The following is a 22,699-nucleotide window of genomic DNA, read 5'->3' on the forward strand; positions in this document are numbered from 1 at the left end:
CTTCAGACAATTTCAAAACAATGCAAGTGCCTCGACCGTTAGTATAAAGGCGAGTGACATACCTGTTCGAAGAACGGTATAAAAATATGATTCTTGTCATATTTTAAATATATTCGAACAGTTAAAAAAACTTTATCGGTGCATTTAACTACCTTTGCGGTAATGCAAGCGTTAACACAACAGATTCCTGAAGGATCGCGGAAAGAAGTAATGGCCTATTTGGAGCCGTTTATGCTCAATGAGATGAGCGAATACCTGAAGCCGGTAGAAGAGATGTGGCAACCAGCCGACCTCCTCCCTGATGCTTCACGCGATACATTTTTTGAAGAAATAAAAGAGTTACAAGAAAGCGCCCGAGAACTTACCTACGATTTGGTAGCGGTGTTAATCGGCGACACAATCACTGAAGAAGCATTGCCTACGTACGAGTCGTGGCTTACGATGGTGAAAGATGTAGACAAAAACGAGCAAGGTGGATGGATGAAATGGGTGCGCGCCTGGACGGCCGAAGAAAACCGTCATGGTGATTTACTCAATAAGTACCTCTATCTTTCCGGACGGGTGAACATGCGTGAAATGGAGATTTCCACCCAATATCTTCTCCAGGATGGCATTGAGATCGGTACAGGTAATGACCCCTATCGTAATTTTATTTATACCTCATTCCAGGAACTGGCAACGAATGTTTCCCACAGGCGTGTAGCTGGATTTGCAAAAAAAGATGGAGACAAGTTATTGGCCAAAATGTGTGGTGTCATAGCCTCGGATGAAGCGAGACATGCTAAAGCCTATATGTCTTTCATCTCCAAGGCAATGGAAGTTGACGCTAGTGAAGTGATGGTGGCCTTTGAGGACATGATGCGTAAAAAGATTGTGATGCCGGCTCACTTACTTAGGGAGTCTGGCGAGCCACAAGGCGAAGCCTTCACCCATTTTTCCGATGCGGCCCAACGTTTGGGAGTATATACAGCCGTCGATTATGTCGATATCCTGAAAGAGCTACTGCGTGAATGGAATGTTGAATCGGTCAGAGAGCTAAACGAAGCCGGCGAACGTGCCCGGGATTACCTGGTGCGGCTACCCGATCGGTTGTTACGTCTCGCCGATCGCATGAAAATGCCGGAACAGCGATATCGTTTCAAGTGGATCCATGCATAAGTTTGGTTAGTTTAAGATATCCCGGATGTAACTCATCCGGGGTGGTCTGTTCTGCTGGTTCCACCTGGATTACGAATTGGTTTTTTGCCCGTGACGTGAGCACATCTTCAATTTCGTAAATATCATCCACATCAATCCCATATTTATCATCGATATGGGAAGAAACACTATGCTTCCAGAATGTCTGATTCTTCGCTTGGCGGACCGCTTCTGCTGTATCTGGAGCTACCGATAAGCACTTGTAGTGGTATTCTTCAAAGTCGTTTTCCTTGTATCCGCCAAGGTTCACAAAAAACAGCTTCACCCCGCTGTTTGTACGGACATCCCGTTGCGCTACGCGTACCGAATACCCATCTACAACCGTCACTTCCCGCCATGCGTCGATATGAATCTTTTCTTTAGCTTCCGGCCAAAATTCAAGGATTTCCGGCACCAGATCCCTTAACGAGGTACCGATACCAAAGAAAACATCGTGTTGCTCGGTGTGCCGTCCCTCCGGCTTGCACCCTAACAGTATCATATAGAGCTTGTGATTTGTCATAGCGAAAAAGTCCCTCAGTAAAAGTAACATTTATCCCGCATTCAACGGAAGGTAAACTTCGGCCATCATACAGCGTGCACTGCCGCCGCCGTTTCGTTCAATCGTATCCAATGGCATATGAATAAGGGAATTGAATTTGGTTAATTTCTCAAGCTGTTCGGGGCGTAACGAACGATAAGCTCGTGTCGACATCACGAGAAAGCGTTTTCCTTGCTTATTTTCAATCTGCAGCATGTTGCCGGCAAATGCCTGCATTTGAGACATGGTGATCGGCACTTGTGTCTTTCCCGAATTTTCGAGCATCCTGGCGACCCGCGGTCGATCGGAATCCGCAATACTATCCCATGTCACCACAGCATAGCGATCGGCCACACACATCATCACATTCGTATGATAAATGGGTTGTCCGTGCTCATCAAAAGCGTCAAATATTACCGGGTGGTATCCCATTTGCTTACAAAATAGCTGAAAAAGGGACTCATCCGTACGTGGCGAACGGCATGCATAAGCTATCTGATGGACGCGGTCCAGAACAAAACTGCCTGTTCCCTCAAGAAATTTACCTTGAGCCTCGTAAGAGGTGTAGTCCAACGTTCTGCGGATCGTAAAATGCCTTTCGATTGCTTTATGTACCGAAGGTTTGCGCTCAAGGCGCCTGTTTTCGGCAAACATGGGATAAAGAACTAAGGAGCCGTCCGCGTGAAACGAAATCCAGTTATTTGGAAAAATGCTGTCGGGCGTGTGGGGAGATTCCGTATCCTGCACCACCAAGACATCGACGTCATGGCTCCGCAGCATTTTCACAAAGGCATCAAACTCGTTGAGCGCCTTCCGTTGTATTTCGGAGTGGTCATCCGCATCCCAGGTTTGAAATGCGTTATTTATCGCTGTCTGCGGATTGTAGCCAAAATGTGCCGGTCGAATCATCAATAGCGTCATGACAGCGGTGTATCTAATCCCGTAGTAGTGGCATGCTCATGCAATGGAAGCCACCGCGGGCACGCGACAATTCGGCGGAAGGCATAAGCACAAGGGTATCTGCCAATTCATCGACATGCACGCGTCCTTCCTCCAGTTGTATCAACAAATGTTCCACCTTCGTCACCTTAAATCCCGCATCACGGAACGCCTCCGTAGTTTTATCATTTCGATCATACCCCAGCACCACACCGTTTCCAAGCGCCAGGAGATTGCAACTGTCTGTCCACTGCTCACGTGCATCATAAGGAAACTGGTTATTACCTGATAAGAGAATGCGTACATTTTCTGGGGGGCAACCGAAATCACTTATGCTGATATCGACCAATAATTCCTCGAGCGACTGAAAAGAGCGGGGTGCTGCAACGTTTCCCTTTTTAAACTGATGGATTTCCAGCTTAAGGACGGTCCGCGGGTGGACACCTAAAACATACTGAATTTCGTCGGTCCGCAGCCCCTTCATCCGTTCGGTGGAAAAATCGCCAAGCATTACCCACACGTCGGCTTTCACCTGTGTAAATACCGTGTCAATATGCATGTAGTCCCGTTTGCTGGGAATTTTTATGACGGAGACCTTCTCGACCACATTCCTATCAAAAAGGGCTTTTACAGCCTGCGCTGCCGCTTCCGAATTTGTGCGTTCACTGATGCCGATTACCACATGATTTTCGCTGACTACCATGACGTCTCCGCCCTCTAAAGTTACCTTTTCGGTTTCCGAGTCGTTAGGCATCAAAAAATGATGCTCTTTATCCATCAGTTCGATTATATTCTGGCGGTAATCGGCAAACATCGGATGGTGAAAGAAGATGTATTTTGCAATCAATGCTTCTCGCTTGCGAGCTTCTTTTTTCGGTTTATTCAGCAAGATACAATTGTTAATGACAATTCCAATGTCGCGCGTAAAGATGAAATTTGGTATCGGTGGAAAAATCAGCTCGCTTTCATCGGACGTTCCACTGAAAAAAACCCGTGCCAAAACAGCAGGGGCATATCCCATCAACCGGCGCTGTACTTCATAACTGCAGGCTTCGAGGGCACAAACCGATGCAACCAGCTGGCTTTTAATGGCAGTGTCTTCCAGAATATCCATAAGCAGCAGCTGTAACTCCACGACTTGGTCTGAGCGGTAGAAATCCGGATGATCCGGTTTATAAAAATTTCGGTGATTCTTCGACGCATCGATATCGGACAGCCGACCCCTTATCTTCTTTTCGTCGAGAAAATATAGCAAAAGTTTGACGTAATGATCGTATTCACTGGCCCGGATCGTATCCAGATGCACAATATCTTCGAACAGCCAATCTTGTGCTTTGGAAGGCACTACTTTTCCCAAGCCGCTGTCTGGACTGTGTATAAGCACTCTGCGTAACTTACCCACCTCCGAAGATACATGAATCCGATTAGTTGCCGATGATATCATCTATTTCCTTCATTATATTTACTGCGAGTTCTTCGGCTTGTTCCGAGGTCGGCGCTTCGGAGTAAATCCGAATAATGGGTTCGGTGTTTGATTTACGTAAGTGCACCCATCCGTGCTCAAAATCAATTTTCAACCCGTCGATGGTACTGTGGGGTATTTGACTATACCGCTGTTCCATTGTCGCCAGCAAACCATCGATATCAAGTCCGGGCGTAAGTGTAATTTTGTTCTTGGACATAAAATATGGCGGGTATCCTGCCCGCAATTCCGATATCCGCTTACCGCTTTTCGCTAAGTAACTAAGGAAAAGTGCAATTCCCACCAAGGCATCTCTCCCATAATGCGTGGCTGGGTAGATAACCCCACCATTGCCCTCTCCGCCAATCACTGCGCCAACCTCTTTCATTTTGGTCACCACGTTGACCTCGCCTACCGCGGCGGCGTGGTATTGAGAACCGCTTGCGACCGTCACATCACGCAGCGCTCTCGTGGACGAAAGGTTGGATACCGTGTTCCCGGGAGTGTGTTGAAGCACATAATCGCTAACGGCGACCAAGGTATATTCCTCGCCAAACATCTCGCCGTTTTCCATCACGAAGCAAAGCCGGTCTACATCGGGATCCACCGCAATCCCCAGGTCTGCCTGTTGTTTCACGACCAACGCCGACAGATCGGTCAGATTTTCTGCAAGCGGTTCGGGATTGTGCGGAAAATGCCCGTCCGGTTCACAATGGATTTTGTAAACCGTCTGAACCCCTAAAGCTTCCAACAATACTGGCACAAAAATGCCTCCGGTAGAATTGACGGCGTCCAGCGCGACTTTGAAGTTAGCTTTCCGTATAGCATCTGCATCCACCAAAGGAAGTGCTAAGATTTGATCTACATGTTTTTGAAGATAGCTATCCGAGAAGGTTACTTTACCCAACGCATCGACGGTTGAAAAATCGAAGTCCAGGTTTTCTGCAATATCCAGTACTTGTCTTCCCTCTAAATCGCTGATGAATTCGCCTTTGTTGTTGAGCAGCTTCAGGGCATTCCACTGGGCGGGATTATGACTGGCCGTAAGGATTATGCCACCACCCGCCTGTTCGCTGGGCACGGCTATTTCCACCGTCGGTGTGGTTGACAGCCCCAGATCCACGACATCCATCCCGATACTTTGCAACGTTCCAACCACCAGGTTTCGGACCATCTCTCCCGAAATACGAGCGTCCCGTCCGACAACCACCTTATTGATTCCTGTTTTGTTTTGGATAAAGTGGCCGAATGCCGCGGTAAACTTTACGATATCGACAGGTGTAAGCGCTTCTCCTGGCCTACCTCCTATTGTACCCCGGATACCCGAGATGGATTTAATTAACGTCATGTCGTTTATTTTTGATTTAAATGGTCAACTATTAAATGGCCGACTACTTTAATAATACTATCTTCGCAGCGGTAAACTTAGATAAAATATTGTTTTTTTAATATCTTTTTTTGGTATCATAAGATCGCTCCATTAAGTTTGCTCGCATAGAATACGTGTGCAATTGAGCGCCAATTTGGTTGAGGAACATCGGAATCATTGTCCTGAATATTTAATTCATCCATTCGAATTGAAAATCCGGAATAATTTATATTTTTGTTGCAACTTTGTTTAATTTACATGATCGATCAACTCGTTACATGGGATCAAGAGGCATTTCTGGCGATTAACCAGGGGTTAAGCAACGTCTTCTTTGACTGGCTCATGCCTGTCTTACGGAATCCCTACACATGGGCTCCTTTGTATCTTTTCATCATTGTTTTCTGCATCAGAAATTACCGGAATAAAGGGATACTTATTGTTCTTTTTATATTGATTACGTTTGGTATTGCCGATGCGTTATCATCCTCTGTGATCAAAAAATCGGTAAAGCGCATTCGCCCTTGCAACGATATCGAATTTAAGGAGGAGGTTGCCGTTCGGGTCCGGTGCGGTAGTGGTTACAGTTTTACCTCATCGCATGCCACCAATCATTTCGCTATTTCGATGGTATTGATTATGGTCTTTTACCGACGTTGGAAGCCAATCCTGTGGTTGGCGCTTCTCTGGGCAACGCTGGTCAGTATCGCGCAGGTATATGTAGGCGTCCATTATCCATTAGATATCATCGGCGGGGCGCTACTGGGCAGTGCGATCGGTTATCTGACCGGTTTAGTTTTCCGCATGACCGTTCCGGGGTTTGCTTCTGTAAAAAGCGCATCATGAGTTCTTCCTTAATTGTTTCCATCCTATTTATTTCAGCGTTTGCCAGTGGTATTTCGGTGTTTTTCGTAAAGCGGGACAATGCAAACGCCCTTAAATTAATTCTTTCGTTCAGCGGTTCCTATTTATTTGCAATCACGGTATTGCATTTGATCCCCCATGTGTATCACACACACGATGGAGCAAGTGAAACCATCGGCTTATTCGTTTTGCTGGGTTTTCTATTCCAATTGGTTTTGGAACAATTCTCGCACGGCATCGAACATGGACATATTCATCATGGGCATCACTCGGGAAACGTTTTTCCGTTTGGCATCATGGTAAGTTTATGTCTTCATGCTTTATTGGAGGGAATGCCGTTGGCTGCGCACCATCAAACCCAGTTGACTTTTGGCATTGCACTTCATCACGTTCCTGCGGCGTTTGCCCTCGGCAGCTTATTACTCCATACATCGCTATCCAAACGTTATATTATCCTGCTATTGGCCGTGTTTGCATTTATGACCCCTTTGGGTTACCTGCTTAGCAGCGCTATCAGCAAAGGAGAGATTGGGCATATCGAACAATACTTCGATCGGATTATGGCTGTGGTCATCGGCATTTTTCTCCATATATCCACGACGATCCTTTTCGAATCCGGTTCGGCGGATCACCACAAATTCAACAAAAAGAAAATGGTAGCTGTTGGGTTAGGGGTTGCCGTTTCGTTATTGAATTTTTTATTCGACGCACACACACACTGAAACCATGCTGTCAGTCGTTGTCAGTGTTCGCGTGCCTCATCCGGTCGATAACCCCGCAGCTTGTCCAACAATCCGTTGAGGACATGGCATTCGTCCTCGGTAATGTTTTCTTGGAGTATGTCCATCATCATCATGCTTTCCTCGAGCGCTTTCAATGTATTCAGGCCCTTTTTAGTAATCAGGACATCCACAGCTCGCCGATCTGTACTGCACTTCCCTCTGGATACCAATCCCTTAGCAACCAATCGATCAATAATACGCGAAACATCGGGCATTTTGTCCAGCATCCGCTCCTTGACTAAGCTATTGGTTGCCGGTTTAGGATATTGTCCCCTCAATATACGCAATACATTGAACTGCTGCAACGTTATTTCCGCTTGATTGGCTCTCTTTTCCAGGATGCCGGTAATCCAATTACTGGTAAAAACGATATTGATGGTTGCTTTATGTTGTTCGTTACGAAACTTACGTGTTTGTATTTCATCCTCGATCCTCATCCGAATAGCGATTAATTTACGTCTACTTTTTCATCGTACAGCTTACTAGGCGTTCCGAGGACATCCCTCTGAAAAGAGAACAATAAACACTAATACTTAGTAGACTCGACTCAAAAATAAACATTTTTTACAAATGGAACAGCTGTTCACCGATTTATTGGTTCGCGATCCAAGGTTTTCATCAACCGCAAAAATTCCGTTACTGCTTCTTTCTTTCCCTCATCGTATCGATAGTCAATGTTCTCCATGAGATAACTTCGATAATCGAAATCAAGGCGTTTCGGCAATTGATTAATAATCGTTTCACGCTGGGACAATCCATAAGCTAACGCCGCATTGAATGATTCGATGAATGATGTTGTCAGCGGTTTGTTGGCTACCCAGGCGGCAAAAGCAAAAGGTAGGCCTGTCAGTTTTTGCCAGTACCAAGGCAAATCATAGACATAAGGATGTGCGTGTTGTTTTCCGAATGTCCGATCACCAATCTCAACGTATGCATCGGCTGCTCCTTCTGTTACCACCATCACCTCTCGATTCCAATAGTCTCTCAATAGAATCTGCGCCAATCCATTGGAGGTTCGAGATTGACTGTCCAATCGGAGCGACCCGATTTCCTCGATCGGTTTATCACTGAAAATAAATACCGAATTAACTGCTCCCGTGGTTCCCAAACAATACTCCGAAACAATTTCGGCATGAGGTATTTCCAACAATGCGGCGACTGGCACAATTCCTAAATCAACCTCGTTATGGATAAGCTTGTGGGCACAGGTACTTGGCACATCCAAGCTTAACTCGATCTGGCTGCTAATAGGCGAATGTTGCAAACCGTAGATAAACGGTAAGGTGTTGGTATAGGATACCGCAGATATACTAACTTTTTCCATGTCTATTTATTCAGTAGATAACCCCTCCAGGTGCTCAATGTTGTAGGCGTCCTCGATGGAAAATGCACCATCGTAATAAACCTTATACAAAGCAGTGTTGGTGTGCGGAAAATCGTCCATCAATGCAATATCACGATCCGTGAGCACCGATAAGAATACACGCATAGCCCGGCCATGCATACAAACCAGTATTTTTTTCTCATTCTTTTTGGAAAGGATATACTGAAGTGCCTCTCGCTGCCGTCGCGCCAACTGATTAGGCGTTTCTCCCCCCTCTACGCATGTATCCAGCTCCCCGTTACGCCATCGCGTAATCAGGTCGGAAAAGCCTTCCATAATTTCCGGAGTTTGTTCCCTGCCTTCGTAAATACCCCATCCGATCTCGTCTAGGCCTTCCAATTGTTCCATCGGCAAACCGTTTTCAAGAAACGGAGCTACGGTTTGATGCGTGCGCAGCAACGTAGAGGTATAAATTTTGTCGAATTGTTCGTTCTTGTAACGGGCATAAAAGGCTTCTGCTTGCATTTTGCCCATTTCATTCAGCGGGGAATCTACCCCTCTTCCTTGCACGATCCCTTTCAGGTTCAGGTCGGTTTGACCATGGCGAATGATATAGAGTATTTTTTCCAAGAAATCTAGCGCTATTTTTCGTTCAAAACAGGTAATTGATAATATTTCCGTTGCTGATCGGCACGGTCCTCATCAAAGGTTACATCTTTGTAATCGGTAATGATCCGGTAAAGGGTATCTCTCTCAATAGGATGCTTACCTGCGTTACGTATCAATTCCACCAATTCTTTCGTTGTCATGGCCGGGTGTTGTTCTTCCGCCCCCGCCATGGAGTAAATTTTGGTGGTATCGTCCAGAGTTCCGTCGATGTCATTCACTCCAAATCCAAGCGCCAATTGGGCGGTCTGCCGGGAAATCATCGCCCAATAAGCCTTAATATGTGGAAAGTTATCCAAATAAATTCGGCTAATGGCATAGTTTCTCAAATCTTCTACCACCGTCGATTCCGCAACGTGCGACATTTGGTTATCCTTATTTCTGAATTTAAGTGGAATAAAGGTCTGGAAGCCTCCGGTTCTATCCTGCAATTGGCGCAGCCGTTCCATATGATCTATGCGGTGCCAATGCTGTTCGATGTGGCCATACAGCATCGTTGCATTGGAGTGCATTCCCAATTTGTGCCATTCTTCGTGAATCTGCAGCCATTGTTCCGCATTGCATTTGTCTTTTGCAATCTGTTCGCGGATTTCAGGGTGGAAAATCTCCGCTCCTCCTCCCGGCATGGAATCCAATCCGGCATCTTTCATCATCGCCATACCTGTGGCGTAATCCACTTTCGCCTTTTTAAAAATATAGTGGTATTCCACGGGAGTAAGTGCCTTGACATGGAGGTCCGGGCGATGGCGTTTGATAGCGGCAAACAAGTCCATGTAAAATGCCATGTTGTATTGCGGCAACACCCCTCCTACGATATGAACTTCCGTCACAGGTTGATGATCGTAAGATTTCACTTGATTGAGCATCTCCTCCATGGTTGCTTCCCACCCGTCCTGCCGTTGTTTAATCAGGCGCGAATAGGAGCAGAATTTGCAGTCATACACGCACAAGTTTGTCGGTTCAATATGGAAGTTCCGGTTGAAATAGGTCTTATCGCCATGCAGCTTTTCCCGTATAAAATTTGCCAGTACCCCGAGATACCCCAATTCGCCCCGCTCATATAAGATTACTCCTTCCGTTTCATTAATACGCTGTCCGTAGTAAACCTTCGTGGCGATGTTTTTCAGTTCCTCGTCAAGATTCTTGTTTTCAAGAAGGAAAGTGAGTTTTTTTCCTGCATCCATATCCTGAACTCTTAGCAAGCAAATTTAGCTAAACTTGCTTTCATTTACAATTAATGGTGGTTTTACACCGTGTCATTCGCCAAACTGCTGCATATCAATTAACTTCTTATACAAGCCATTATGTGCTAGCAGCTGCTGGTGCGTACCTTGTTCCACAATTACCCCGGCATCGAGTACAATAATTTGATCCGCATTCTGGATGGTACTAAGACGGTGAGCGATGACAAGCGTAGTCCGGTTCTGCATCAACTTGGCCAGCGCTTCCTGCACCAATTTTTCGGATTCGGTATCCAGTGCGGACGTTGCCTCATCCAGCAACAGGATAGGTGGGTTTTTTAGAACGGCACGGGCAATGCAAATCCGCTGCCTTTGCCCACCCGACAACTTAATCCCGCGATCGCCGATATACGTTTGGTATCCAGCTTCCGTTTCCAGGATAAACTGGTGGGCATTCGCAATCTTCGCTGCCGCTATGACATCTTCTTCGGTTACATCTTGCGTTGCAAAGGCAATGTTGTTATAGATGGTATCATTAAACAAAAAGGAATCCTGATTGACTAAGCCAATCAAGTTTCTCAAATCATTTGTTTTCAAATTCCTTACATTAACATTATCAACAAGGACTTCACCCGCCTGAGCTTCAATAAACCGGGGTATTAAATCCATCAACGTAGACTTGCCACCGCCTGATGGCCCTACCAAGGCGACGGTTTTACCTTTGGGGATTTGGAAATTGATGTTTTTGAGTACCTGCCTATCCCCATACGCAAAACTTACGTTGTTTAGTGAAATACCTTCGCGAAATTCAGTAAGCGGCTGGGCATTCGGAGCGTCGGGCATTTCGTTTTTCTGATCGATCAGATCCAGTACCCGTTCACCGGCAGCGATTCCCGAATGAACATTGGCGAATGAATCGGTTAGTGCTTTTGCCGGTCGCATGACTTGCGAAAACAATGCAATATAACCGATGAACGTCGCCGCTGATAACTCGCCTGAGCCGCTTAACACCAATTTGCCCCCATAAAGCAATATGACAGCCACCATTACCACGCCTAACAGTTCCGATACGGGCGACCCCAATTGTTGTCTTCTCACCATCCGCCTGCTTATCTTAGCGAGCAACACATTTTCGTCATTGAATTTTTTCTTGATAAAACCCATTGCGTTAAACGCCTTAATAATCTTTATACCGGATAGTGCTTCGTCCAGGTAACTGATCATATTGCCATACACCTGTTGCGCCCGGGTTGCCTGTGCCTTGAGGCGTTTGACAATCCGGGAAATGAGAAAAGCGGATACCGGAATCACTGCGATGGCGAACAATGTGAGTTTAGCAGACATCATAAACAGCGCTACAATGTAAAACAGCAGCGTAAGGGGCTCCTTGAACACCACCTGTAGCGTTGCGGTCACCGAATACTGCACCACCTGTACGTCGGATGCGATCTTTGAGATGATATCCCCTTTGCGCTGATTATTAAAATAGCCCACGTGCAAATCCATCACGTTGTCGAACACGGCTGTCCGCAAATTCAATAACGTATGGATACGGAGGTTTTCCATGATCCGCTGCGACAAATACCGAAAGAGGTTGCTAAGAAATACCGATAATACAATGATCAGGCACACTCTTTTTAATGCCTCGTACGGACCATATAATATACCAGCCTGCGTTGCAAAATAATTAAAATAGTCTATGATGTCATACCAATGTTCCGGCTTTGCAACCTCGGTAGCACATTCGTTGGTATTGAAGAGTGTGTGCAACAGGGGAATGACCAATGCAAGATTCAACGTACTGAATAGTACGCTCAGCAGCGTCGTAATAACATAAGGAATCGCAAATTTATTGATAGGTTTGGCGAACGAAAGTAGTCTAAAGTATGTCTTCATCAAGCACTAAACAAGCGGCAAAGTTACCAAAAAAAACAAAGGCGGCCTGAAAATACGGAGTTAATTATTGGCCGGATTTACGTATTTTAGTCGCCCAAACGTAAAAAAATGCAAATACAGGTTGCCAAGCGGTTACAGCACACCGAAGAATACTACTTTTCAAGAAAGCTACGCGAAATTGAGACATTGAATCAGTCCGGCGAGAAAGTCATCAACTTGGGCATAGGTAGTCCGGATTTGCTCCCTCACCCATCGGTTATTGAAACCCTTTACGAGTATGCCTCGCGTCCGGATACACATGCGTACCAAAATTATCAGGGAATTTTACCACTTCGCCAAGCTATTGCCGATTGGTACGGGCGGTACTATGGCGTATCTCTGGATCCCAATCAAAATGTGCTACCGCTTATCGGCTCAAAAGAAGGGATCGTCCACATTTGTATGACGTACCTGGCTGAAGGAGATGAAGCGCTTTTTCCCAATCCCGGATATCCCGCCTATTCAGCAGCGATACGGCTGAGCGGAGCTACCGGCATTCCCTATACCCTGACACCGGAAAACAATTGGCTGCCCGATTTGGATGCGTTGGCAAAAACAGATTTAAGTCGTGTAAAACTCATGTGGCTCAATTATCCGCATATGCCTACCGGTGCTATGGCGACGGAATCATTTTTCAAGGAAATCGTGGCGTTTGCTACGCAACATAACATTCTGCTTTGCCATGATAACCCCTACAGTTTTATACTCAACGACCGTCCTAAAAGTCTAATGGCGGTTGAAGGAGCGATGGACGTAGCGATTGAACTGAATTCACTGAGCAAGTCGGCAAACATGGCTGGATGGCGAGTGGGCATGCTCGTGGGCGCCGAGAAGCGTATTAAAGAGATTATCCGCTTTAAAAGCAACATGGATTCCGGCATGTTCCTCCCGGTGCAGATGGCGGCTGCTAAGGCTTTATCATTAGGCCCGGAATGGTACAGCGAACTGAACGATACCTATCGGCGCAGAAGGGAGAAAGTATATCAACTATTGGATGCGTTGGGGTGCAACTATGACCGGAAACAGGTAGGTCTGTTTGTATGGGCCAGAATACCAGAATCATATACAGACGGGCACGCATTGAGTGACGAAGTATTACACCGTTCAAGGGTATTTATCACCCCTGGCGGTATCTTTGGAGACGCCGGCATGTCGTATATCCGGGTGAGCCTTTGCGCCACGGAATCCACCTTGGAGCAAGCTTCCAACCGCATTGCTGTTGCCTCTGGGTCGGACATTGATTAACCACTATCCTAATACGTGCAACAAATGAATATAGCCATTGTTGGTGTCGGACTCATCGGAGGCTCCGTCGCCATCACCCTAAAAGAAAAAAAGGCCGTTTCAAAGATAATCGGCGTCGACAAGAACGACAGCAACTTAAAAAAAGCGTTACAATTGGGCCTTATTGACGAAGGAGCAACACTGGAAGAAGCGATCACCCGGAGCGACATGGTTTTTCTCACGATACCCGTGGACGCCATTCTCCAATTATTGCCGTCCGTTCTTGATCAAGTGACTCATCAAGTGGTTGTCGATATGGGATCGACCAAAGAGCGTATTCTGCAAAAGGTTGCCGACCACCCAAAGCGTGGTCGGCTGGTAGCTGCCCATCCGATGGCAGGCACCGAATACTCCGGTCCGGAGGCAGCTCTTCCTAATTTATTCAAGGGTAAAATGATGGTTTATGTGGATGCTGTGCACAGCGACGAAGACGCCTTTGATGCGGTGGACGCGATCACCGAACAATTGGAAATGCATACAGCCTTTATGAAGGCACATGAGCATGACGTACATACGGCATACGTATCCCATATTTCCCACATCACTTCGTTTGCGTTAGCACTTACTGTTTTGGAAAAGGAAAAATCCCAGGGCCGGATTTTTGAGTTGGCTGGTTCCGGATTTGAATCCACCGTACGGCTTGCCAAAAGTTCGCCGGATATGTGGACACCCATCTTTAAACAGAATCGGGAGAACGTATTGGAGGTGCTGCAAGAGCATGTAAAACAGCTGCAAAACATCCAGCAAGTACTCAGCGACGAAGATTATGATGCCTTCTATAAATTGATTAAAAAATCCAATAAAATTCGCAGGATTCTCAAATAAATACGATTCAACTAAAAAAAAGAGAAGCTGCCCCAAATGGGGCGGCTTCTTCACTTTCAGGTTGAACGGGAATATTAGTATTCCAATACGGTCACTTCGGTCCTTCGGTTTGCTTGATGTTCTGCTGACGAACAAGCAACCCCATCTGCGCAACGATTCACCAGTTGCGTTTCTCCATATCCTTTGGCAACCATCCGGTCACGTGCGATGCCTCGGCTTACGAGGTAATCAACCGCCGACTGCGCCCGCCGTTGCGACAATGTTTCATTGTAGGCATGACTACCCCGACTGTCGGTATGACTAGAAAGCTCGATTTTCAAGGTTGGATTGTCACGCAGTGTACGAACCAGCTCATCCAGTATCATTGCCGCATCCGGACGGATGTTGTATTTATCGAAATCGTAGTAAATATTTTCCAGTTCAAAGGTCTGTCCTACGCGGAATACCGGCTCCAGCAGGAGGGCTACTTCCAGCGTATCGGATTTCGTAATCCCCAATGTAGTCACTTTCGCGGAATCTGCATGATACCCTTCTTTCTGTCCGAGTACCGCGTACTCCCTGTTGCGATCAAGTACAAATTCAAATGTTCCCTCGCCGCTGCTTTGCTGCCTGGCTTCAATCTTCCGCTCGCCGTTGTACAGCGTGACGGTGGCAGCAGGCAGTCGTTCACCAGTAGCCTTATCTGATGTGGTTCCTTTCAGAATGATGATAATCTTCGGATTGGCGAACGAAAATGAATAGATATCATCGTTTCCCTTGCCACCTTGCCTATCGGAAGCGAGGAACCCACGGAAACCGTTTTCATCCTCCCCATAAACCAGATAGGCAAAATCGTCGGAAGCGCTATTAATCGGATACTTTAGGTTTTCTGGGTTACTCCATTGATTTTTACTTCCGATCGACCTAAAAATATCGAGCCCGCCCATACCTGCGAAGCCATCAGTTGAGTAATAGAGCGTCCCGTCGGGCCCTATACCCGGAAACAGTTCATCACCCGCACTGTTGATTGTCGGACCAGCGTTCACTGGGCCGCCCCAGGTTCCATCAGCCTGCCGTTCGCAATACCAGATATCAGTTCCCCCGTGGCCTCCGGGCATATCGCTTGCAAAATATAAAATGCTTGCATCTGCTGAAAGAGCAGCGTGGCCTACGGAATATTCTTTCACATTGTTATAGGGAAACGGTTCAGAAATCCACACTCCGTTTTTCAATTGATAGCTATATAATTCCAATAGCTGGGTGCGATATTTCCGCCCTTCCGCCTTTTGTTGTTTACCTTCTTTGCCGGTATAAGTCCGCGTTACATACCATGTTTTACTGTTCTCGTCCACCGCAACCGGCCCCACATGGAATTCTCCGCTATTGAGGTCTGAATCAGCAAATGAAGGTGCACCAAGGTTACCTTCCGGCGAAATCGGTGCTGTGTACATCCTTAAGAAGGCGTTGCCCGTCCATCCATATGTATTTCCAGAGGACTCACCTGTGGGTTCGCCGGTATAATAAACTTGATTTCCTACGGGGAAAGCAGAAAATTCTGCATTTACGGTATTCACTGCCGCTTCATTCTGTAACCGATAACGTGTAGGCGACGACATCCAAAGCAATGCTGAATCACACCCCGCGATTTGCACCGCGACAGACGGAGCATTCCCCGTTTCGTTTGCATAAGCTTCCAATTGCTTTTTGGCTTCCGCGTACTTTCCGTTCATTTTCAGAACCTCTCCATATCGAAGCAGATTTTCTGGCGAACTATTCGGCTGTTGTACGATGCGGGTGTACCAATTTTCGGCCGATTCGTAATCATTCATTTTCCAATAGCTATCTGCTAATCGCTCTAAGTCCTGCAAACGGGGTTTGCGTGTGTCCACCAGTTTGGTATAAAGTTTCGCCGCATTTGCATATTCATAGCGGTTGTATAGTTCGTCTGCACGATTCCGGAGGCTGGGTTGTTCTTGGGCGGTAGCCAAGCCCGCTATTAGCAGTAGCGCGCCGGTTAGCATCCCTGAGTATCTCTTATTCATATTTTTATGGATTAAAAGAAGGCGTTCAAATTGTGTTAGAAAAATCGCGGGCTCAGTATCCGCGGTGCTTTTGGGCCGAAAGTAACACCCAGTGTTATTTCATGCGATCCGTTCTGTACGTTCGACAGGCGACTGACAATGTGATCATACGAATACCCAATTCGTAATGAATGAGTCACATAAATCTGAGTGATCGCAGAAAACGAATTACGACCGCTGAGGCTGTTGCCGCTTACGCGATTGTACTCACGTTCGAAAACCGTCACACCTGTTCGCCATCCAGCCCCTAGCCAGAAGCGGTCACCAAAGATGAACATTGCATTTAGATCAAGGCTAGTCGGCCCGTTGAAATCTTCTTTAACCAACAGGCTCGGTCTCAACTTGAGCCCCTGAGAAAGATCAAACAACGCGCCACCGATGAAATACAGGTGCCGTTTACGGCGTATGTTATCGGTTGTTGTGTTGTCCCACCGAAAAATATTATTGCTTTGGTCGCCTGACAATAAATCCATTACCGATATGCCCGCATACCATTTCGGGTTATAGTAATATACACCAAAGCGAATATCTGGCACCCAGTTACTGATTTTTCCAGCTGGTAGTACCTGATCTCCTCCGTCAACGGGATCAAGCATTGCGCCGTCAAGACTATATTGAGTCACGCCGGCACCGATGCCGAAACTCAGCCGCTGGGTATCCTCTTCATTTAGCCGCAAGCGGAAGGCATAATTGGCGTAGGCCGAAGTCGCGGATTGCGGCCCCAATCTATCTGCCGTGATCTGCATCCCGACACCGTGCCGTTTGTTTATCGGGTCGGCAAGTCCATCTATCGACAGCAGACCTGTCTGGGGAGCCCCTTTAAGTCCCACCCACTGACTCCGCAGCCCCAATTGGCCGAACCACTCTTCTTTATATCCCGTGTACGCGGGGTTCACACTCATCGAATTAAATATGTATTGCGTGAACTGAATGTTTTGCTGGGCATGTGCTTTCCATGCTGCACTGATACCAACTGCGAACACTACCGATTTTATAATGTGCTTCATAGCTTTTGTTTTTATAATCGAATATTTATTTTAGGGTAAACCGATATTATTGCCGTTTGATTAATACCCATCCCGCATATCGTTCCCGGACTGATCCATCATGGGTGATGATCACGTAATAATAGGTACCTTCGTTCAGTCCTTGTCCGCTCCAGTCATTCCGGTAATTGTAATTGCGGTACACTTCGTTGCCCCAACGGTTCACTACCGTAATTTCTACACGATCAAAGCCTTCAATTCCTACGATTTCAAAAACATCGTTACGTCCATCACCATTGGGTGTAAACACATTCGGAATCTTGAATTGCCGAGCTTTTACCTCAACGGTAATAGTTGCCACATTTGACACCAAACCATTTTCATCGGTTACCTCGTACCTTACCGTGCTGGTACCTGTGAAATTTTCGGCAGGCTCGAACGTGACAATTCCTAAGGCGTTTACGGAATAACGTCCTTCTCCGGGGATGGAAACCATACTTACCCGATTGCCGGCTTCATCAATCAATTTGACCGTAGACGGCACGATTGGACTGCTGCCCGCCTGATCATTGCTTAATACTGGAATGGTTACGGCCTGACCATATGGTGTAATGGCATGGTCATCTATCGCCGTAGGCGCGATTTCTGCCGCCACACCTTCGACGATGATGGCAATTGTTCCCTCGTTTGACTCCAGACCGTTTTCATCTTCGACGGTGTATTTTATCGTACTATTTCCGACGTAATTTGCATCCGGCGTAAAGGTTACCTTACCGTCTGTGCCCACCGTATATGTACCTTCTCCGGCTAGGGTCACCGTGGTTACTTTGTCTCCGGTTGATGGATCAATTAGACGGACGGACCCTGGAACCAATGGGCTGCTACCCTCTGTGTCGTTTGCCAACACCGTGATCGTAATCGGCTCACCTTGGTTGGTATTTCCTTGGTCGTCATTGGCCGTCGGTCCGGTAATCACGGGAACTTCAGGAGATTCCGGATGCTCTATTTCCGGATCGTCTGGGTTGCCACCCGTTACTGTGGCCACGTTTCTTATCGCATCCACACCATCAAGTTCTTCGACTACCTTTACTTTGAAGGTCACCACCACCTCTTTACCAAATGGGACATCGATTGTCCAACTCAGTATACCGTTGGCTAATTCGCCGCCATGGGTTGCACTGCCTGCTACATAGGTCGTATGAGCAGGAATTTCATCTTCAATGGTGATTCCTTTGTAATCTTCTGCGCCTGTATTTTTTACGCTGATGCGATAAGTCAGTTCCTCGCCCGCTTGGGCGTTGCCGTCTCCTGTTGCGTCCGACACGGTTTTAACGGATTCAAACTGCTTTCCCGAATTTGTCGGTGTCTCGGTTTCCGGTTCCTCGGGGGTCTCCGGATCTTCGCCCGTTACCTTCGCCACGTTGCGGATGCTGGCAATATCCGTCAGGTCCTCGGCCACTACAACCGTGAAGCTGACTTCACGTGATTCGCCGAAAGGAACATCAATTGCCCAGGTCAATGTGTTACCGGTAACCGTGGCGCCTTCGCTCGCGCTGCCCGCTTTGTAAGTCGTATTCGCCGGGATGTTATCTGAAACGGTAATGCCATCGTAGTCGACGTCACCCGTGTTGGTAACCGTAATCGTATAGGTCAGCTCCTCGCCTGCCTTCACGGATTGCTTGTCCGCGGATTTGGCGGCCGTGAATGATTTCGCAGGGTCCGTCGGTGTCTCGGTTTCCGGCTCCTCGGGGGTCTCCGGATCTTCGCCTGTTACCTTCGCCACGTTGCGGATGCTGGCAATATCCGTCAGGTCCCCGGCCACTACAACCGTGAAGCTGACTTCACGTGATTCGCCGAAAGGAACGTCAATTGCCCAGGTCAATGTATTACCGGTAACCGTGGCGCCTTCGCTCGCGCTGCCCGCTTTGTAAGTTGTATTCGCCGGGATGTTATCTGAAACGGTAATGCCATCATAGTCGACGTCACCCGTGTTGGTAACCGTAATCGTATAGGTCAGCTCCTCGCCTGCCTTCACGGATTGCTTGTCCGCGGTTTTGGCGGCCGTGAATGATTTCGCAGGGTCCGTCGGTGTCTCTGTTTCCGGTTCCTCGGGGGTCTCCGGATCTTCGCCCGTTACCTTCGCCACGTTGCGGATGCTGGCAATATCCGTCAGGTTCTCGGCCACTACAACCGTGAAGCTGACTTCACGTGATTCGCCGAAGGGAACGTCAATTGCCCAGGTCAATGTGTTACCGGTAACCGTGGCGCCTTCGCTCGCGCTGCCCGCTTTGTAAGTCGTATTCGCCGGGATGTTATCTGAAACGGTAACGCCATCGTAGTCGACGTCACCCGTGTTGGTAACCGTAATCGTATAGGTCAGCTCCTCGCCTGCCTTCACGGATTGCTTGTCCGCGGATTTGGCGGCCGTGAATGATTTCGCAGGGTCGGTCGGTGTCTCGGTTTCAGGTTCCTCGGGGGTCTCCGGATCTTCGCCCGTTACCTTCGCCACGTTGCGGATGCTGGCAATATCCGTCAGGTCCTCGGCCACTACAACCGTGAAGCTGACTTCACGTGATTCGCCGAAGGGAACGTCAATTGCCCAGGTCAATGTGTTACCGGTAACCGTGGCGCCTTCGCTCGCGCTGCCCGCTTTGTAAGTTGTATTCGCCGGGATGTTATCTGAAACGGTAATGCCATCATAGTCGACGTCACCCGTGTTGGTAACCGTAATCGTATAGGTCAGCTCCTCGCCTGCCTTCACGGATTGCTTGTCCGCGGTTTTGGCGGCCGTGAATGATTTCGTAGGGTCGGTATCGATACGAACGGAAGGGCGCTGTGGTTCACTTAGTTCCGTACTAGTAACGGTAGCGACATTCTCAATTTGATCGATACCTGTCAGGTTATCCGTAACCACTACGACAAAATCAACCGCGACCTGCGAGTGCGCAGGAACTTTTACATCTTTCCAAGTAATAAGGTTAACGCCATCGTAATCACCTTCGAAACTGCTAACGAACGCGGTATGCTGCGGAATTTCGTCAGTTACCGTCACCACAATGTCCCGGTCGTAGGCATTATTTATCTGAATGCTATAGGTTAATTGTTCGCCGGCCTGTGCCAATCCATCGTTGTTTTTATCTACAACCGTTTTTTGGCTGGTTAAATCACAGTCGTCCGCAATCAAAACGGCTACGGGTTCCGTATAGGCTTCACATTCCAATCCCTCCAGCGTAGAAATGGCTACTCGTCTGAAAAATGTCTTTCCGCCTACGGTCGAAGGTGCATACGAGGCCTCCGTAGCTCCGGCGATGACTTCCCAAACAGCTTCGTCTATACTGATTTCCCAGCGATAGCTTACGATACCAACCCCGCTTGCGTCCACTGTAGACGCAAGGATCGCGGGGACGGTACCGAGGCAAGTTGTTTGATTACCATTTATCGCACCAGCATTGACATCATTGATCTTCACGGTTACCGCGAGGCGTTCCGCACTCTCGCAACCGTCGACGGTTTGCGTAGCATAATAGATCTCGCCGTCAAGCAGCGCTTCGTTGGGCGCCAGCAAAGTACCGGAGGCATCGTACCACCGGATATCCGTTCCACTAGCGATCAAATCAGCGATTGTAGGAGCATCTATCGCACAAAAAACCTGAACTTGCTCGGAAGCAACCGGGGCAGGTACGACGGTTACTTTCACCTCGACCGCATCCGAAAACCCTTGTCCTACACAATTATCTTTTATGGCTTGTACACGGTACCGGGTTGTCTCTTGCAATGGTCCTGTGTTCAATATGAAACTCGACTCATTTTCAACGGTCGCCCATTCCCCGTTGGTAGAAGTATTCTCATATTGCCACAGATATTCATAATCTTTGGCATCCGTTCCGTCGAGAATGGACGCCTGAAGTGCAGAAGCGTCTCCCTCACAGACGGTAATTGGCACGGCTTCAATGACTGGAATATGATCATATACTCGCAATAAAATTGCATTGGACACTGTTCGGCAGTTCTTGTTGGTGAGCGTCAAAGGATCGCCCGCCGCAATCACTCGGTACTCATAATTATCATCTTCCAACGCAGCCGGAAAGGTAAAGGTATATCGGTTGTCAGCGATCGGCCCCACCGCACTTCCCACATTCTCAAAATCATTGCCTTCCAGATCGTTTCCTTCAGCATTGATTTTACGACGTTGCAATTGGTAATAATAGCGATTATATGCGCCCTGACTTACTTCAACATTGTACGCTACATCATAGCCGACACAAACCTCTTTAGAATAATTGCTTAGCAAGGTAATCGGCGGCCCCATTGGTCTGAACGTAATGTCATCGATAGCCAGGTCATTTCCCCTGAATTCTTCGACAGCATTCCTGATTTGCAATCGGATTGTGCTGACATTTGCTGGCATATCAAAGTCCATTTTCAATTCATACCAAGTATTCTTTTTTAAAATATCAGAATCGTCCGTGGTATGCGTTGCGATCGGAGAAACAGCACCGCCATTGCTCACATATGCCTCGTTATCGTATATATCAAGTGTAATCTTCGGTTTTGGTAAATTGTTTTCCCTATTGATATCCTTGACCCATACTGAAAATTGGAATTTAGTGCCGGCACACAAATTTTCGACGATACGATCAAAGTATAAAGTTGTCGACGAGTGGGCATCTACCAAGAGCATATACCCTTTTCCTGTGTTCGTCGTGTGATCGTAACCGGTATAGAAGTAGGAGTTTTTATATCCGGACGAATTGGTCGCGATCGAATACGAACCCATTTTAACGTTATTATCGATAAATCTTGGCCCCCAATTCGGGTTTCCCCAAGTGCCATACTGAGGTGGCACGTGGGCTGGTGTATAGAACAGTAAAGATTGGATGTAATCGATACGTTCATTTTTAAAAACAACCGTGTTTTCGCCGTTATAACCGTTAAATGAATATGAGGTTCCATTACCTCCCGGACCGGTTGTTGCGTTACCGAAATCTTCAACAAAGAGTGGATCCCCCAAGCTGGGTGCCTGGGAAAAACTCTGGGTAGCTCCAAAAAGTAACCCCAATAGTATGAGTACACTCAAAAGCTCGCCCTTACTAAAACGTATAATATTTCTCATATCGATTTATAATTACCCATTATTCCATAAATTGCCTGACCGATAATAGTTACATCGATGATCGTCTGCCAATCCCTGATTTGCGTTGCTAAGAATAATCATAGATGTCTGTACGTCGCCTGATTGCGGTTCGCTTTCAGTTGACGGGCCAAAGAGAAATATTTAACAGGCGATCGACAACCGAGTGTAAATGAA

Annotated in this window: 17 protein-coding genes; 5 read left to right on the top strand and 12 right to left on the bottom strand. The window is 47.2% G+C overall.

Annotation, left to right across the window (positions count from 1 at the left end; all coding sequences use genetic code 11):
• Positions 1-162 precede the first annotated feature (162 nt).
• Positions 163-1,158 (top strand): acyl-ACP desaturase, encoded by a 996-nt coding sequence (locus ACFQRK_RS05550; RefSeq protein ID WP_379004471.1) that lies wholly within the window; start codon positions 163-165, stop codon positions 1,156-1,158.
• Here ACFQRK_RS05550 and ACFQRK_RS05555 read toward each other — a convergent pair.
• The 4 genes from ACFQRK_RS05555 to glmM are packed head-to-tail and all read right to left on the bottom strand — an operon-like array spanning position 1,139 to position 5,466.
• Positions 1,139-1,678: a DUF1543 domain-containing protein gene (locus tag ACFQRK_RS05555; protein ID WP_379004473.1), complete on the bottom strand. Its 540-nt coding sequence runs from the start codon at positions 1,676-1,678 to the stop codon at positions 1,139-1,141. The genes ACFQRK_RS05550 and ACFQRK_RS05555 overlap by 20 nt on opposite strands.
• Positions 1,679-1,729: 51 nt before the next feature.
• A complete protein-coding gene (gene ctlX / locus ACFQRK_RS05560; protein WP_379004474.1) occupies positions 1,730-2,638 on the bottom strand; it encodes a citrulline utilization hydrolase CtlX in 909 nt (302 codons plus the stop codon).
• A 13-nt stretch (positions 2,639-2,651) separates the two neighbouring features.
• Entirely contained in the window at positions 2,652-4,100 is a 1,449-nt protein-coding gene (locus ACFQRK_RS05565; protein WP_379004476.1) for an arginine deiminase family protein, read from the bottom strand.
• Entirely contained in the window at positions 4,081-5,466 is a 1,386-nt protein-coding gene (gene glmM, locus ACFQRK_RS05570; RefSeq protein ID WP_379004478.1) for a phosphoglucosamine mutase, read from the bottom strand. Before glmM ends, ACFQRK_RS05565 begins: the two co-directional genes overlap by 20 nt.
• 279 nt (positions 5,467-5,745) lie before the next feature.
• Here glmM and ACFQRK_RS05575 point away from each other — a divergent pair, with 279 nt between their 5' ends.
• Together ACFQRK_RS05575 and ACFQRK_RS05580 are read left to right on the top strand one after the other, a co-directional pair.
• Positions 5,746-6,330, top strand: coding sequence for a phosphatase PAP2 family protein (locus ACFQRK_RS05575; RefSeq protein ID WP_379004479.1), 585 nt, complete (start codon positions 5,746-5,748; stop codon positions 6,328-6,330).
• Positions 6,327-7,070: a ZIP family metal transporter gene (locus ACFQRK_RS05580; protein ID WP_379004481.1), complete on the top strand. Its 744-nt coding sequence runs from the start codon at positions 6,327-6,329 to the stop codon at positions 7,068-7,070. Before ACFQRK_RS05575 ends, ACFQRK_RS05580 begins: the two co-directional genes overlap by 4 nt.
• A 20-nt stretch (positions 7,071-7,090) precedes the next feature.
• Here the strand turns inward: ACFQRK_RS05580 and ACFQRK_RS05585 are convergent, their stop codons facing one another.
• The 5 genes from ACFQRK_RS05585 to ACFQRK_RS05605 form a co-directional block, all read right to left on the bottom strand.
• Complete coding sequence (locus ACFQRK_RS05585; RefSeq protein WP_379004483.1) at positions 7,091-7,567, bottom strand: MarR family winged helix-turn-helix transcriptional regulator; 477 nt, start codon at positions 7,565-7,567, stop codon at positions 7,091-7,093.
• A 146-nt stretch (positions 7,568-7,713) separates the two neighbouring features.
• Positions 7,714-8,454 carry a menaquinone biosynthetic enzyme MqnA/MqnD family protein gene (locus ACFQRK_RS05590; RefSeq protein ID WP_379004484.1) on the bottom strand — a complete coding sequence of 247 codons (741 nt, stop codon included), beginning with the start codon at positions 8,452-8,454 and terminating at the stop codon, positions 7,714-7,716.
• A 6-nt stretch (positions 8,455-8,460) separates the two neighbouring features.
• Entirely contained in the window at positions 8,461-9,084 is a 624-nt protein-coding gene (locus tag ACFQRK_RS05595; RefSeq protein WP_379004486.1) for a histidine phosphatase family protein, read from the bottom strand.
• An 11-nt stretch (positions 9,085-9,095) separates the two neighbouring features.
• Positions 9,096-10,304: an aminofutalosine synthase MqnE gene (gene mqnE, locus ACFQRK_RS05600; RefSeq protein WP_379004488.1), complete on the bottom strand. Its 1,209-nt coding sequence runs from the start codon at positions 10,302-10,304 to the stop codon at positions 9,096-9,098.
• Positions 10,305-10,376: 72 nt separating this feature from the next.
• The gene (locus ACFQRK_RS05605; RefSeq protein ID WP_379004489.1) at positions 10,377-12,197 is read right to left on the bottom strand and encodes an ABC transporter ATP-binding protein; all 1,821 of its coding nucleotides are present in this window, start codon (positions 12,195-12,197) and stop codon (positions 10,377-10,379) included.
• 108 nt (positions 12,198-12,305) lie between these two features.
• Between ACFQRK_RS05605 and ACFQRK_RS05610 the strand changes: the two genes are divergently transcribed.
• Positions 12,306-13,481 carry a pyridoxal phosphate-dependent aminotransferase gene (locus ACFQRK_RS05610; RefSeq protein WP_379004491.1) on the top strand — a complete coding sequence of 392 codons (1,176 nt, stop codon included), beginning with the start codon at positions 12,306-12,308 and terminating at the stop codon, positions 13,479-13,481.
• Between the two features lie 24 nt (positions 13,482-13,505).
• Positions 13,506-14,345: a prephenate dehydrogenase gene (locus ACFQRK_RS05615; RefSeq protein WP_379004493.1), complete on the top strand. Its 840-nt coding sequence runs from the start codon at positions 13,506-13,508 to the stop codon at positions 14,343-14,345.
• Between the two features lie 74 nt (positions 14,346-14,419).
• Here the strand turns inward: ACFQRK_RS05615 and ACFQRK_RS05620 are convergent, their stop codons facing one another.
• The 3 genes from ACFQRK_RS05620 to ACFQRK_RS05630 are packed head-to-tail and all read right to left on the bottom strand — an operon-like array spanning position 14,420 to position 22,504.
• The gene (locus ACFQRK_RS05620; RefSeq protein WP_379004495.1) at positions 14,420-16,366 is read right to left on the bottom strand and encodes an OmpA family protein; all 1,947 of its coding nucleotides are present in this window, start codon (positions 16,364-16,366) and stop codon (positions 14,420-14,422) included.
• A 35-nt stretch (positions 16,367-16,401) separates the two neighbouring features.
• Positions 16,402-17,412, bottom strand: coding sequence for a type IX secretion system membrane protein PorP/SprF (locus ACFQRK_RS05625; protein WP_379004496.1), 1,011 nt, complete (start codon positions 17,410-17,412; stop codon positions 16,402-16,404).
• Positions 17,413-17,458: 46 nt separating this feature from the next.
• Positions 17,459-22,504: a gliding motility-associated C-terminal domain-containing protein gene (locus tag ACFQRK_RS05630; protein WP_379004498.1), complete on the bottom strand. Its 5,046-nt coding sequence runs from the start codon at positions 22,502-22,504 to the stop codon at positions 17,459-17,461.
• Between the last annotated feature and the right edge of the window lie 195 nt (positions 22,505-22,699).

This window comes from Parapedobacter sp. GCM10030251 (genome assembly GCF_042666505.1).
Taxonomy (GTDB): domain Bacteria; phylum Bacteroidota; class Bacteroidia; order Sphingobacteriales; family Sphingobacteriaceae; genus Parapedobacter.